Genomic DNA, 13,007 nt, shown 5'->3' with positions numbered 1-13,007 from the left:
CCGCTCACGCCGGGCGCGTGTCACTGAGAGCGCGCGTCCGGGCTGTCGGCAGCCACATGACCGAAGGCGTCGCGCCAGGCCGCATACCACTGGCGGAACCACGGGTGGGACTGCGCGAGCGGGACGACGGAGTGCACCGTCTCCAGATAGTACGAACGGCGTTTCTCCGGACGGGGATGGGTGTCCAGCCGCTGCACGTTGCTCAGCCGGTCCGCCAGTTTCAGCAACACCGCATCAGTCGGGGCGGTGCGAAGGCGCCTCAAGTACGCCGCCCGCGCCTCCTCGCGGGTCTGGCCCTCCGATGGCGCGGGCTTGGTGACCCAGTCGACCAGGACCGCGACGCGGTCACCGAAGCGCTCCCGCACGTCCTCGAGCGAACACTCCGTGTCCTCGACCACGTCGTGGAGAACGGCCGCGCGCAACACATCGACGTCCGTCGTTCCCACCGCCTCGGCCAGCACGCACACGACCTCGAGCAGATGCTCGACATACGGCTCACCCGCCGGCCGCCTCTGGTCCGCGTGCCACCGCACGGCGAACTCGACCGCCTCATCCAGCGAGGCCAGGTCCTGATCTGCGACGCGCCCCGCCAATCGCTCGCGCACCGACGGCCAACCGGCCGCCGCCTCGAAAACCCGCACCATGACGAACAACTCCCTTCACGTGCCACGGCGACGACAAGCCGAACCCGGCTCCCACACGCTCATCCGCGCCCTTCGGCGTCGAGCAGCTCGTACGCGGGCAGCGTCAGGAAGTCCACGTACTCCTCCCCCAGGGACAGCCGCATCAGCACGTCGAACGCCCGCTGCCAGCCGTCGGCGAAGAAGGCGTCCTCGCCCACCTCGTCGCGGATGGCGAGCAACTGGTCGGCCGCCACCTGCCGCACGAACTCCCGCGTGACGCGCTCGCCGTCCGCCAGCTCCACACCTGTGTTGATCCACTGCCAGATCTGCGAGCGGGAGATCTCGGCCGTCGCCACGTCCTCCATGAGGTTGAAGACGGCGACCGCGCCCCGGCCGCCCAGCCACGCCTGGAGGTACCGGGTGCCGACCTGGACGGCGTTCACCAGTCCCTCGCGCGTCGGCCGCGCCGCCAGCGAGCCGATGGCCAGCAGGTCGTCGGCGGTGACCTTCACCTCCTCGCGCAGCCGCTCCTTCTGATGCGGCCGGGTGCCCAGCACCGCGTCGAAGGACTCCCGCGCCACCGGCACCAGCCCTGGGTGCGCCACCCACGAGCCGTCGAAGCCGTCGCCCGCCTCCCGGTCCTTGTCGGCCTTGACCTTCCGATACGCCACCGCGTTCACCTCGGCGTCGCGGCTCGGGATGAACGCCGCCATGCCGCCGATGGCGTGTGCCCCGCGCCGGTGGCAGGTGCGGACGAGCAGGTCGGTGTAGGCGCGCATGAACGGCGCCGTCATCGTCACGGCGTTGCGGTCCGGCAGCACGAACTCCGGCCCGGCGTCCCGGAAGTTCTTCACGATCGAGAAGAGATAGTCCCAGCGCCCGGCGTTCAGGCCGGCGGCGTGCTCGCGCAGTTCGTAGAGGATCTCCTCCATCTCGAACGCGGCGGTGATCGTCTCGATCAGCACCGTGGCCCGGATCGTGCCGCGCGGCAGGCCCAGCTCCTCCTGCGCGAAGACGAAGACGTCGTTCCACAGCCGCGCCTCCAGGTGCGACTCCAGCTTCGGCAGGTAGAAGTACGGTCCGCGCCCCCGCTCGGCCAGCAGCCGGGCGTTGTGCACCATGAACAGCCCGAAGTCCACCAGCGCGCCCGGCACCGGGGCCCCGTCCACCCGGATGTGCCGCTCGTCGAGGTGCCAGCCGCGCGGCCGCGTCACCACCGTCGCCAGTTCCTCGTCCGGCCGCAGCGCGTACCGCTTGCCGCTCACCTCGTCGGTGAAGTCGATGCGGCGGCGGAAGGCGTCCGCCAGGGACAGCTGGCCGCCGATCACGTTCGCCCAGGTCGGGGAGGAGGCGTCCTCGAAGTCCGCGAGCCAGACGCGGGCGCCGGAGTTGAGGGCGTTGACCGTCATCTTCCGGTCGGTGGGCCCGGTGATCTCCACCCGCCGGTCGCTGAGCGCCGCCGGCGTGGTCGCCACCCGCCACCCGTCGTCCTCCCGCACGCCCGCCGTCTCCGGCAGGAAGTCCAGGCGCCCGCTGCGCGCGACGGCGGCCCGCCGCTCGGCGCGGCGCGCCAGCAGCTCGTCGCGGCGTTGCGTGAACCGTTCGTGCAGGGCGGCGAGGAAGCGCAGGGCCTCGTCGGTCAGGATCTCGTCCTGCCGGGGCAGGGCGGCGGGGGCGTCAACTCGCGTGACGGGCATGGGGCTCACTGGTGTCACTCCTTCGCGGACTGTTGCTGGAGAGTAGTTTTCTCATGGCGGAACATCAACGGCGGGCCGGGACCCCCTTCAGCTTCGGCTTCAGCTTCGGCGCAGCAGCGGCAGGTCGCCGGGCGTGTCGATGTCGTACGGCGCCGCCACGTCCCCGCACTCCACCAGCGTGGTGTGCGACTCGTGTTCCCGCAGATAGTCGCGTGCCCCCCGGTCGCCGTCCGCCGCCCGCGCCACGGCGGCGAAGTGGGCCGCGCCGAGCAGCACGGGATGCCCGCGACGGCCGGCGTAGGCCGCCGCCGCCAGGGTCCCCGGCGAGCGGTACGCCGCCAGCACGCGCGCCATGGCCGCGGCCCCCACGCCCGGCTGGTCGACGAGCGCCACCAGCGCGCCGCCCGCCCCCGCCGCGGCGACGGACGCCAGCCCGGCCCGCAGCGAGGAGCCCATGCCCGAGGGCCACCCGGGGTTCTCGACGACGACGCAGCCCGCCAGCTCCGCCCGCGCCCGCACCTCGCCCGCCCCGGCACCCAGCACGACGTGCACCGCCGGGCACCCGGCCCCGCGCAGCGCCTCGGCGGCGAGCTCGACCAGCGGCCGCCCGCCGCGCTCCAGCAACGCCTTGACCGCGCCGCCCAGCCGGGTCCCGCCCCCGGCGGCCAGCAGCAGTCCCGCGACGCTCTCACTCATGCCGCGAGCCTACGTGCGATGAGGGCCCCAGGCTCGCCGCATGGCCTCCAACGAGAACACAGACCGCCCGGAACCTTCGTTGGTGGCCGTGGAGACCGACCCGCCACCAGAAGGCAGCGATGGGAGACGGCCCCTGTGCTGGCACATCGTTGACCGCTGGAACGGTCTTGGGATCGCTGGCAAAGTGGGTGTGTTCTGCGGCGTGGCCGCTGCGGTGGTCGCAGGGTTCGTCGCCGTCGCCCTTGCCAGCACCCGCGCGACGGCGGTCGGCATGCCAGCGGTGAACGATGAATAGATGAATATTGGTATCACTGCCGTGACTGCGACGGCTTGGGGACTCTGGAAACCCTGATTTGGGACGAGGAGGCCGATGAGGCAGTCATGACCACGATCGAGTGTCCCGACTGCGATGGCTGTGGTCGCGTCGAGGGCGAGGCAGATGATGAAGCGTACGGAGGCATTCGAGTGCCGACCGTCTGACCGGCATGGAAGCGCTGAGCCTGACCCGGAGTGCGTCAGCCGCTGTATCAGGATGGCTCCCGACTACGGGTGCCACTACTGTAAGCGCCAAGCTCGTGCACACTGCATCATCAGGTTTTCGGTGGCGTTATGCGGCGGGGTTCGTGGGCAGGACTCGGGCGAGCCAGTCGGTGCGGGTTCGGCGGGCTGTGGCCGAGATGTGTGCCTGCGGGTACAGAGCGTCGAATCCGTGGAAGCCGCCTGCCCAGACGTGGAGTTCGGCCTGGCCGCCGGCCGCCCAGATGCGGGTGGCGTAGTCGGTGTCCTCGTCGCGGAAGACTTCGGCGGAGCCGGTGTCGATGTAGGTGGTCGGCAGGCCCGCGAGATCGTCGGCCAGGGCGGGTGAGACGTATGCGGGTACCTCGTCGTCGGTGAGGTCGCCGAGGAGGCAGCGCCATCCGAATCCGTTCATCTCGCGGGTCCAGACGCCGGGCCCGTTCGAGTACTGGAGGCTGGAGGTGGTGGTGTTGCGGTGGTCGAGCATGGGGCCGATCAGGACTTGGGCGGCGATGGTTGGGGTGCCGAGGTCGCGGGCCAGCAGGGTGACGCCGGCGGCCAGGCCGCCGCCCGCGCTGGCGCCTGCGACGATGATCCGGGCGAGGTCGATGCCCAGTTCTTCGGAGTGTTCGGCGATCCAGAGTAGTCCCTGGTAGCAGTCGTCGACCGGGATGATGCCGGTGGCCTCGGGCGCGAGCCGGTAGTCGACGGAGACCACGACGGCGCCGAACTCGTCGAGCCACTCCAGCGGGATGTCGATCTGTGAGAAGCGGTCGCCCATGACCATCCCGCCGCCGTGCATCCAGTAGACGCAGGGTGCGGCGGTGGTGCGATCGGTGTTCGCGGGGCTGAAGACGGACAAGGGGATGGTGGTGCCGTCCGGACTCGCAGCGGTGACCTCGCGCCGGTCAATCGCGCGACCCTCGAGGAGGGGTTCGACGGGCATCGAGGAGAAGGGGCGTACCTGCGCCAGCACTTCCGGGCTGAGCTGGGACATCAGCGGCATGTCGGCCAAGAGTTCATGCAGTTCGGGGTCGAGGGCGGGTCGTGCTGTGGTCATGGTCGTTGCCTTTCGTGGGTGGTGGCGGGACGGTCGGGCGAGGAGGGGGGTCGCCTCGGCGGGCACCGAGGCGGCAGGGGCTGGGGGTGTGGGGTGTTCGGCGGGTCAGAAGGCGGCTTTGCCGCGGACCGGGACGTAGTCGGTGTACTCGGATTCCTTGGCCAGCAGTCCGTCGATCTGCGCCACGATGGCCTGGGCGGCCTCGCCGGCGAAGATCCGGTGGTGGTCCTCCTCGCTGGTCCAGCCCTCGGTGACGTGGACGACGTCGGGGGCGGACGCGGAACGGGAGACGAGATAGACGACGCAGTGTTCGCTCGCGCCGGGGCTGCCCTCGTCCAGGCCGGTCAGCAGCAGGTCGACCAGCCGGTCGCCCATTCCGGGCCTGGCGGTCAGGGTGGCGTTGAAGCCGTACTTGGCAATCATGGAGGCCTTCTTCTGCGTTGATGGAGTGAGGTGACTCCATTCAACAGTCCTGACCTGCGGAAACGTTAGAACGATGCTCGCTGCTACTTGCATAATCCTCGCGGCTACGGGAGCCCGGGTGCCGAATGGTGCTGCAATGGACGCATGTACCTCGAAGAGCTCCGCACTCTGCTGGCCCGGCATGCCCGCCCCGACTGGACCACGGCCATCGACGGTGTCCTGATCTCGAAGGTCGACCGGCCGGATCCGCCGGCGCCCTCCATGTCCGGCACGGTGCTCGCGGTCATCGCCCAGGGCGCCAAACGCCTCGCGCTGGGCGACCGGGTCTACGAGTACGGCGCCGGGCAGTACCTGGTCGCATCCGTCGACCTGCCCGTCACCGGGCAGTTCACCCAGGCCGACCCCGAGCGGCCGGCCCTGGGCTTCGGTCTCACGCTGGAACCGTCCGCCGTCGCCGAACTGCTGCTGCAGGCCGATCCCGGCGACGCCCCCCGCGCCGGCACAGGCGCGCCGTCGGGGATCGCCGTCAGCGACGCCCCGCCCGGGCTGCTCGACGCGGTGGTCCGGCTGCTGCGCCTGCTCGACGAACCCCGCGACCGGGCCGTACTGGCCCCGCTGGTCAAACGCGAGATCCTGTGGCGCCTGGTCACCGGCGAGCAGGGCGCGGCAGTGCGCCAGCTCGGCCTCGCCGACAGCGGCCTCAGCCATGTCTCCCGGGCCGTGCGCTGGATCCGCGAGCACTACGCCGAGCCCTTCCGGGTCGAGGACGTGGCACGCCTGTCCGGCATGAGCGTCTCCGCGTTCTACCGCAACTTCCAGGCGGTGACCGCGATGAGCCCCATCCAGTTCCAGAAACAGATCCGGCTCCAGGAGGCCCGGCTGCTGCTCGCCACCCACCCGGGCGACGTCACCGGAGTCGGCCACCGCGTCGGCTACGACAACCCGTCGCAGTTCAGCCGCGAGTACAGGCGCCAGTTCGGCGCACCCCCGAGCCGGGACGCGGCCCGCCTGCGGAACACCACAGGCACTCCCGCGGGCGTTCTGCCCTGAGCGGGGTTGCTCCTCGGAGGAGGATCGTGCAAGAGGGAGCGAGGATAGTTCTACTATTTGCGCAGGTCAGAGCGATTCAATGGGATCACGAGTTCTTCCGCGGGGCAGGAAAATGCCTGTCCCTCCGCGGCTCCCACGACATCGCGAGGATCACAGCATGAAGACAGTCCTGATCACTGGTGCCTCCTCCGGATACGGGCGGGAGACCGCCCTGTACTTCCACGCGCGGGGGTGGAACGTCATCGCCACGATGCGCACGCCGCGTGCGGGCGTCCTGCCCGAGTCGGACCGGCTCTACGTCGTCGAGCTCGACGTGACCAAGCCCGAGACCATCACCGCCGCGTTCGAGGCAGCCGGCCCCATCGACGTCCTGGTCAACAACGCGGGCGTCCCATCGATCAGCGTGTTCGAGGGCACCCCCATGGCCCGAGTGCGGGAAGTCTTCGAAACCAACACGTTCGGCGTGATGGCGACGACGCAGGCGGTGCTGCCCCAGTTCCGCGAGCGCGGCTCCGGCGTGGTGGTCAACGTGACCTCCAGCGTGGTGCTGGGCCACATGCCGCTCTCGGCCGTCTACAAGGCAAGCAAGATGGCCATCGAGGGGTTCACCGCATCCCTCGCGCTCGAGCTCGCGCCCTTCGGTGTGCAGGCGAAGACGGTCGAGCCGGGCGCCTGCCTGACGACGAACTTCGCGGCCAACGCGACGAACGGCGCCTCGCTCGACGAGCTGGTCCCGGCGCCCTACGCACCATGGGCGAAGAAGGCCATGGGCGACTTCACGGGCCAGGACCTGTTCACCAAGGAGAGCGACGTCGCCGAGACAGTGTGGCGTGCCGTGCACGACATGACCGGCCAGCTGCGATTCCCGGCCGGTCCCGACGCGGTCCGGCTCGCTCAGGCGAAGTGACCACCAGCAGGCAGATGACGCCGCACTGATGCCACGAGTCCGCCACGCACACAGGCAAGTGGCCGGCTCGCCGTCCAGCGCCCACCCAGGCGAACGGGAACCCGACCAACGACGAGAAGCCGGACTGCAGTACGGCAGACGGACACCCCTGGTCGAAAGCCCGGTGCGGAGGGGCGCCAGGCACTGGCGGCCAAGGCACGAGGTTACTGTAATGAACGTGTCACCGATTCTGCTGGCTTCCGTGCCTGGCGGGGCTGGCGGCTCGTTGGTCGGGACAGTAGTCAAAGGCGCCTTCGGGACCTTCAAGAACCCCGCGAGTCATCGCCGCGTCGACTACGCAGACCCCACCGAAGCCGCGGAAGTCGTACTGCTTGCCGATCTGCTCATGCGCCTGCTCGACAAGGTTGAGGCATCTCAGCGCGCGGCCAAGCAGATCTGAGGCCCCGCATCCCCTCGCCAGCGGGCGCTCACCCGACTTGACGAAGTGCAGAGAAGGAACCGCCACCACCGGAGCAGATCCATGCCGTAGGAGCGGACAGTCGACGGAGCCTTCCCGGCCGCCAGCAACTCCTGGAAGTAGACCGCGACCGGTTCCACGGTCACACCATCGGGGGCGAGGAGCCGGTAGGGCTGGTACCGATCGTCGGTCTCCACCAGCCGTCCCCACCGAGGAACCACCAAGACAGCCAGATCCCGTTCGAGCGCATCGTTCGTCACGACTGATGACCGTAGCGACCGCGAACAGCACTTGCCCTCTGAACTGGGAAATCTCCCCAGTTCCTTCAGTCAACGGGGCGTCCGATGCTCACTCCTGCGACCAGACGCAGGCCAGCGTGCACGGCTGGTCGAGATCCGCGACAACCTCAACGCACGCATCGCAGAAGCCGAGCGCGAGGGCTGGCTTGGCGAGATCGAGGGACTCGAAGTCAGCCTCGCGGGAGCCCAGGACAAGATCATCCAGCTCGACGCCGAGGAAGCCCGGCGGCAGCAAGCCGTAGATCTGCGCATGCCATCCTTTCGCCAGGGTCCTGCGGGCAAGGCAGCGGATCCCGCCGGTGATCTTTCACCGAACATCGTCAGGTGAGCTCATCGGCCCGCTCGCCACCCGCGCCCCGCGCCTGGACCCCGCCGTGACGAAGCTCGCCAAGCGGGGCGCGGAGGTGGTCCTGCTCGACGGCACCCTCATCCCCACCCTGCGCCACCGCGGTCAGCCCACCGAGGCGACGTCAGGCGGCTGTTTAGCACCGGACGACTTGTCTTGCAGCGCGAGTGAGTGCGACATAGAGCACTCGATCGTCGAAGCGGTGCTGTTTCAGACCTGCTGTCAGCCGATCCGTTCCCGACTCGGGACCCCTCCCAGGCCGCGCTTCCTAACATGGGCAGCCACCATCGGTGGTTCGTCCAGAGAGGCAAGTCCAAGGGACCCGACGGAACCGGCACCAGCGACTCCTGACGACACGTCACGGCCGGAGCCGACCGATTCCGCCTCCGCTCCCCGGCCCCGCGACCCGTTCACCGCCTCGCTCGCCAACGCTGGCCTCCCCGGTGCCGGATACCTGTTCCTCGGGCGGCGGCGGCTCGCCACCGCGAGCCTGGCGGTCACGGTCATCCTTGTCACCGTCCTCGCCTCGGGCGAACAGCCCACATGGTTCCGGTTCGCGATGCTCCTGTGGTGGGTGGCCGTCACCGTGCACGGCTGGTGGCTGGCGGGCGGATGGCCCCGGCGATCCGGCTGGGAGGCGTTCCCTCGGGGCGTTGGGGCAAGCCGGGTGTGGAGGCAGCGGCTCCTCGCCCTCGGCGTCGCGGGTACGGTGCTGCTGGCCTTCGCCGCCCTCCGGGCCGACGCCTCCGGGATCGAGCGGGACGCGGCCTTAGCCCACCGCGACGGCGACTGCGCGCGGGCGCTGTCGATCCTGGACGGGCTGTGGGCCGGCCACCGGGTGGCCGACGGGCGTCTGGTCACCCGCGCCGACGACAGCGCCGAGGCGTGCGAGCTCCTGGTCGCGGCCGAGCAGCAGGCCCTCACCGGCCGGCTGCGCGCCGAGCGGACGCTGTGGACCTACGAAGAACATCCTGCGGCGCTGTGGGAGGGGGCGCCGGACCTGAGGGCCGACCTCGTCCTCGCGGAGGCCGCCGACGAGCTCGACACCGCCCTGACCGGCGACATCGGGGCCCTGTCCACCGGTTTCGACCACTTCGCCGCGGTCCTGGCGGAGTTCCCCGGCCGGGAGGACGAGGTCGGGGAGGTGATGAACGGATTCCTCGACCGGCTGCCCACTGAGGACGCCTGCACCACCCTGCGGATCACCGACTGGCTCGGGAACCGGCCGGGCCGCGGCGATGTGCTGGACCACGCCACGGACGTCATCCCGGAGGTCGAGCCGGCGGCGATCGTCGGATGCGGCGACGACGCCCTGGAGGACGAGGCCTGGGACCAGGCACGTCAGCAGTACCAGCAACTGCTCGACGAGTACCCCGGCCACGACCTCGCCACCGACGCCGAGCGGGGAATCGACGAGGCCGAGACGGCCATCGAGCTTGACCGGCTGCGCGACCTCGTCCAGACCGACTACGACGGCGAAGAACCCGCTTACTGCGACGACCCGGCCCCATACCGCGGTGCGGACCCCTACCGCGGCGGCGGCCCGCACCCTGCCCTCCTCTTCGGCGAGACCGAGCTCTCCGGCCAGCTCGACCACGCGGAAGAACTCCCCGGCGGCTGGCTCGCCGACGGCGCCGCCGACGCGGTGCTGGTGATCTGCGTCAGCGAGCCGCGGTATGGCTCCGTCGTCGAGACCTGCACCTACGAGTCCGACACCAGCCCCTCCGGGTACGACAGCGTCACCTTCCACACAATGGTGCTCTCCGTCCGGGTCTACGAGGTGCGGACCGGTCGGCGCCTGGACACCTCCACCATCGAGGTCGGCGGCAACTGCCCCGCCATCCTGAGCTACGAGTACTACGGCGAGGACCCCGGCCCACCGTCGGACGACTACGTCTTCACTTCGACCGACGACATACGTGACGCCTACCGGCCGCTGATCAACCCGTGACGGCCGGGACCGGTGAACAGGGCAGCGTCATTCGGCCACGACCGGTCGGTACCGCACGTCCACCGCAGCCGAGTGGTCAACGCCGTTGAGGAGCTGGAACCGGACAGGGGGGGCCTCGGGGTTGTCGCAGCTCAGGGAGGTCACGCCGTCGGCGGGCCGCGCGTCCGGGGTGGTGCGTGAGGACGAACACCGGCCCTCGAACGGGTCGTGTCGCCGCGGAAGGTACGGCGTTCCGGCGAAATTGGGAAGGGCGGCTTCGCGGTGCACCCGCCGATACGGCGGGAGGTCCGCGCGCTCGACGGGAGCAAGGGTCACATCCTGTGGATCGCGGGGGCGCCCAGCGCCTCGCCGGGGTTGAGGCGGGTGCGCGGGTGCGGCGCGGTAGGCGAGGGCCAGCAGCGAGCCGTCCGGGGCCAGGGCCTGGCGCTGGGCATCCTGCCCGATGAGGGTGAGGTACGCCGCCCGGTCGCGGGGCTCGGCCGCCGCCGCCGCGAGCAGGTCCCGCACGTTCGCCTCGGGCGACGCGCCGGCGTTCTCGCCTATCGCCTCCTGCGCGTGCGGATCGCCGGCCGCTCAGGCGCCCACCAGCCGACGCCACGCCCGCCGCGCCAGCGGCCCCCGTGAGCCGTCGGCCCGCCGTCTCCCGGCCCGGCTCACCAGCCGGGCGTCGTCATCCAGGCTGAGCACCATCGTCGCTCCCCGTCGCACCCAGCTCGATGTCGTCGTCGGCCGTGGGCACAGCGCTCGTCGTGTCGCCGATCACGACATCGTGGCGGAACCGGTGCTCCAGGCAGGTCCGCAGCAACTCCAGCGTCTCCCGTGACGCGTCGCCGCAGACGGGGTGCTCCTGCACCGCGACCACGTCCGCCAGATGCCGGTGGGTCTTCTGGCTCAAGGGCTTGCCGATGACGTGACGCAGGGAGAGGGCGGTGAGGAGGTAAAGGTCGATTGTCCCCTCGACGCGCGGCGCTACGGCCAGGACGTCACCCCGGGGCGACAGGCATACGGGATCGTGCTCCCAGGGCGTGCGGCCAAGGGTGATCCTCCCGCGGACGACGGACTCGGGCCTGGGACTGTCGCGCGTCGGCGGCACCCTGAGGACCGTCAGATGCTCGCCGTTGAGCGCCAGGAACTGACGCAGCGCGGGAGACCAGGCCAGCCTCGTCGGACGCACGTCGAGCGTCCCGGCGAATACGGCTTCCGAGGCCTGCGGGGCCTGGGCAGACGTGAGCGGCTCGTGCAGGACGTGCAGGTCGGTTCCGCAGCAGGCGAGGAGGATGGAGGGCGACATGGCGGCGATCGGGGAAGGGCCCGGCCACGATCCCGGGAACCTCAGCTCCTTCACGGTGGAGGAGCTGAGGTCGGCGATCATGGTCCGTTCGTTGCGGAGGATGGCGACCGTCCGGCCATCGGGGTCCGTGGCCATGGACGGCACCCGCGGGAGGGAGGACGAAGCCCAAGCGTCGAGCATGCCGCTTCTGACGAGGTCCATCCCGGCCGTGCCGATGAAGAAGTTGGTCATCCCGTCCCTGTAGGAGCACGCGAGAAACGCCCGGTCCCCGGCGATGCGTACCACCTCGACCATGCGGGGGCGGTCGGAGCGGTACGACCTCCCCTCAGGGCCGGCGCACAGGTGCAGTTTCCGTGCGACATCCAGTGCCACGACCGTGTCCGCTCCCAGATGTCTGACCTGCCTCACGCGGTGCTCCAAGCCGGAATGCACCCGTGACAACGACACGGCCCTGCTGGCGATGTCCATGATCCCGACTCCGCCGTAGACCCGCTCTCCGCCGTTCACATGACCACCGGCGAAGGCGAGTTGTGTGCCGTCCGGAGCGAAGTCGAGGTCGTCGATGAAGGTCAACCACGCGCCGAGGCCGAGGTCGCGGAGGCTGATCCGGGTTTGGGGGGTGAGCCGGGAGACGGGGCTGGACAACGCCGCCACCTGGTCGCGCACCGCCCGGGGGTCCGCGGTGCGCAGCGCCTGGAAGAGCCCGCGGTCGTCCTCGCCGGGCGGCAGCCAGTCACCGGAGACGCGGGCGGCGGCCTCCACGGCCTCGGCCAGCGGCATCTGGAGGGTGAGGCGCCACAGGCCGTCCCAGTCGCGCCGTTCTGTGAGCTGGCGTACCAGGTAGGCGCGTTCCTGGTCGGAGAGGTGCTTGAGGCCCTGCCGCCCGGCCTGTTGCCCCGCCACGACCCGCAGCGTGTCGATCTCGCCGAGCGTGGTCATCGCCGTCCGCAGCGCCGCGCGCTCCTGAGGCGTCGCGCCCTGGTAGCCGAGGGCGAGCAGTTCCCCTTCGGGGTCCAGCGCCCGGTGCTGCTCGTGCTGTCCGGTGCGGACGAAGAAGACCGCGCGCTGGACATCACCGGAGGGGGCGAGGCGGTGGGCGAGGCAGAAGGCCATCGCGTCAGGGGCGTCCAGCGCCGCCGCGCAGAACAGGTCGACGGCCTCCTGGGCGTCGGGGGCCAGCAGGCGGGCGCGGGCGGATTCGCCGATGGGATGGCCGAAGCGGGCGGCGGTGCCGGCGAGCAGCCGTGGCGCCACCGGAGCGCCCTGGTCGCCGAGGACCAGTCGGCTCAGGGACCGTACGCCGGGGTCGGCGGCTGGGCTCGCGGGCTGGTTCCAGCGCTCCAACAGGGACCACAGCGCGGGGTGGTGGTCATCGAGCCAGTCCCGCCACGCGGCGTCGACCAGCAGGTCGGGAACGGCGGCCGTGTCGCCGCCGTCGAGCAACGCCGGGAGCAGAGGGGAGGCCCACCGCCGCGGGGCGGGCCCTGAGACCGACGGTTCCAGCCACACCCGCCACACCGCCTCCGGGTGGGATGCCGCGGCCCTGGCGGCGGCGCGTATCGCCGCGGGAGCGCCGGAGGCGCCGGAGGCGGCCTCGCGCAGCACCGCGCCCAGGGCCCGGTTCCACGCCGGCGAGTCCGGCGCGGCGCTGAGGCGCAGCAGCAGCGCGGCGATCCTCGGACGCATGGGCC

Annotated in this window: 14 protein-coding genes; 6 read left to right on the top strand and 8 right to left on the bottom strand. The window is 70.9% G+C overall.

Annotation, left to right across the window (positions count from 1 at the left end; genetic code table 11):
* Nucleotides 1-20 precede the first annotated feature (20 nt).
* The 3 genes from ACTWQH_RS20920 to ACTWQH_RS20910 all read right to left on the bottom strand — a co-directional run bounded on the left by ACTWQH_RS20920 (nt 21) and on the right by ACTWQH_RS20910 (nt 3,016).
* Nucleotides 21-644: an HD domain-containing protein gene (locus ACTWQH_RS20920; RefSeq protein WP_443288182.1), complete on the bottom strand. Its 624-nt coding sequence runs from the start codon at nt 642-644 to the stop codon at nt 21-23.
* A gap of 59 nt (nt 645-703) precedes the next feature.
* Nucleotides 704-2,320, bottom strand: coding sequence for a malate synthase A (gene aceB, locus ACTWQH_RS20915; RefSeq protein WP_443288209.1), 1,617 nt, complete (start codon nt 2,318-2,320; stop codon nt 704-706).
* A 99-nt stretch (nt 2,321-2,419) separates the two neighbouring features.
* Nucleotides 2,420-3,016, bottom strand: coding sequence for a nucleotidyltransferase family protein (locus ACTWQH_RS20910; protein ID WP_443288181.1), 597 nt, complete (start codon nt 3,014-3,016; stop codon nt 2,420-2,422).
* Nucleotides 3,017-3,056: 40 nt separating this feature from the next.
* Here ACTWQH_RS20910 and ACTWQH_RS20905 point away from each other — a divergent pair, with 40 nt between their 5' ends.
* Nucleotides 3,057-3,311 (top strand): hypothetical protein, encoded by a 255-nt coding sequence (locus tag ACTWQH_RS20905; protein ID WP_443288180.1) that lies wholly within the window; start codon nt 3,057-3,059, stop codon nt 3,309-3,311.
* 312 nt (nt 3,312-3,623) lie between these two features.
* Here ACTWQH_RS20905 and ACTWQH_RS20900 read toward each other — a convergent pair whose 3' ends face one another.
* A complete protein-coding gene (locus ACTWQH_RS20900) occupies nt 3,624-4,592 on the bottom strand; it encodes an alpha/beta hydrolase (RefSeq protein WP_443288179.1) in 969 nt (322 codons plus the stop codon).
* Nucleotides 4,593-4,697: 105 nt separating this feature from the next.
* Nucleotides 4,698-5,015: a putative quinol monooxygenase gene (locus tag ACTWQH_RS20895; RefSeq protein WP_443288178.1), complete on the bottom strand. Its 318-nt coding sequence runs from the start codon at nt 5,013-5,015 to the stop codon at nt 4,698-4,700.
* 144 nt (nt 5,016-5,159) lie between these two features.
* Here ACTWQH_RS20895 and ACTWQH_RS20890 point away from each other — a divergent pair, with 144 nt between their 5' ends.
* The 3 genes from ACTWQH_RS20890 (at nt 5,160) to ACTWQH_RS20880 (ending at nt 7,411) form a co-directional block, all read left to right on the top strand.
* The gene (locus ACTWQH_RS20890; RefSeq protein WP_443288177.1) at nt 5,160-6,065 is read left to right on the top strand and encodes an AraC family transcriptional regulator; all 906 of its coding nucleotides are present in this window, start codon (nt 5,160-5,162) and stop codon (nt 6,063-6,065) included.
* Nucleotides 6,066-6,222: 157 nt separating this feature from the next.
* Complete coding sequence (locus ACTWQH_RS20885) at nt 6,223-6,972, top strand: SDR family oxidoreductase (protein WP_443288176.1); 750 nt, start codon at nt 6,223-6,225, stop codon at nt 6,970-6,972.
* A 217-nt stretch (nt 6,973-7,189) separates the two neighbouring features.
* Nucleotides 7,190-7,411 carry a TIGR02391 family protein gene (locus tag ACTWQH_RS20880; protein WP_443288175.1) on the top strand — a complete coding sequence of 74 codons (222 nt, stop codon included), beginning with the start codon at nt 7,190-7,192 and terminating at the stop codon, nt 7,409-7,411.
* On the opposite strand, the gene ACTWQH_RS20875 is transcribed toward ACTWQH_RS20880, so the two are convergent.
* Nucleotides 7,387-7,689, bottom strand: a complete 303-nt coding sequence (locus tag ACTWQH_RS20875) for a hypothetical protein (protein ID WP_443288174.1) — start codon at nt 7,687-7,689, stop codon at nt 7,387-7,389. The two genes, ACTWQH_RS20880 and ACTWQH_RS20875, sit on opposite strands and share 25 nt — an antisense overlap.
* Nucleotides 7,690-7,720: 31 nt before the next feature.
* Between ACTWQH_RS20875 and ACTWQH_RS20870 the strand changes: the two genes are divergently transcribed.
* Together ACTWQH_RS20870 and ACTWQH_RS20865 are read left to right on the top strand one after the other, a co-directional pair.
* The gene (locus ACTWQH_RS20870; RefSeq protein ID WP_443288173.1) at nt 7,721-8,056 is read left to right on the top strand and encodes a hypothetical protein; all 336 of its coding nucleotides are present in this window, start codon (nt 7,721-7,723) and stop codon (nt 8,054-8,056) included.
* A gap of 46 nt (nt 8,057-8,102) precedes the next feature.
* Nucleotides 8,103-10,025, top strand: a complete 1,923-nt coding sequence (locus ACTWQH_RS20865) for a hypothetical protein (RefSeq protein ID WP_443288172.1) — start codon at nt 8,103-8,105, stop codon at nt 10,023-10,025.
* A gap of 27 nt (nt 10,026-10,052) precedes the next feature.
* Here ACTWQH_RS20865 and ACTWQH_RS20860 read toward each other — a convergent pair whose 3' ends face one another.
* The gene (locus ACTWQH_RS20860) at nt 10,053-10,532 is read right to left on the bottom strand and encodes a hypothetical protein (RefSeq protein WP_443288171.1); all 480 of its coding nucleotides are present in this window, start codon (nt 10,530-10,532) and stop codon (nt 10,053-10,055) included.
* Nucleotides 10,533-10,695: 163 nt separating this feature from the next.
* Nucleotides 10,696-13,002, bottom strand: a complete 2,307-nt coding sequence (locus ACTWQH_RS20855) for a hypothetical protein (protein ID WP_443288170.1) — start codon at nt 13,000-13,002, stop codon at nt 10,696-10,698.
* Nucleotides 13,003-13,007 lie beyond the last annotated feature (5 nt).

It is taken from the genome of Streptomyces sp. 6N223 (genome assembly GCF_052246635.1).
In the GTDB taxonomy this organism is placed as follows: Bacteria; Actinomycetota; Actinomycetes; order Streptomycetales; family Streptomycetaceae; genus Streptomyces.
Note: the sequence above shows the minus strand (reverse complement) of the source record. Positions and strands in the feature narration are given on the sequence as shown.

Excerpts from the sequence above, each read along its gene's own strand:
- ACTWQH_RS20920 (WP_443288182.1), bottom strand. The coding sequence starts at position 644 with ATGGTGCGGGTTTTCGAGGCGGCGGCCGGTTGGCCGTCGGTGCGCGAG.
- aceB (WP_443288209.1), bottom strand. The coding sequence starts at position 2,320 with ATGCCCGTCACGCGAGTTGACGCCCCCGCCGCCCTGCCCCGGCAGGAC.
- ACTWQH_RS20910 (WP_443288181.1), bottom strand. The coding sequence starts at position 3,016 with ATGAGTGAGAGCGTCGCGGGACTGCTGCTGGCCGCCGGGGGCGGGACC.
- ACTWQH_RS20905 (WP_443288180.1), top strand. The coding sequence starts at position 3,057 with ATGGCCTCCAACGAGAACACAGACCGCCCGGAACCTTCGTTGGTGGCC.
- ACTWQH_RS20900 (WP_443288179.1), bottom strand. The coding sequence starts at position 4,592 with ATGACCACAGCACGACCCGCCCTCGACCCCGAACTGCATGAACTCTTG.
- ACTWQH_RS20895 (WP_443288178.1), bottom strand. The coding sequence starts at position 5,015 with ATGATTGCCAAGTACGGCTTCAACGCCACCCTGACCGCCAGGCCCGGA.
- ACTWQH_RS20890 (WP_443288177.1), top strand. The coding sequence starts at position 5,160 with ATGTACCTCGAAGAGCTCCGCACTCTGCTGGCCCGGCATGCCCGCCCC.
- ACTWQH_RS20885 (WP_443288176.1), top strand. The coding sequence starts at position 6,223 with ATGAAGACAGTCCTGATCACTGGTGCCTCCTCCGGATACGGGCGGGAG.
- ACTWQH_RS20855 (WP_443288170.1), bottom strand. The coding sequence starts at position 13,002 with ATGCGTCCGAGGATCGCCGCGCTGCTGCTGCGCCTCAGCGCCGCGCCG.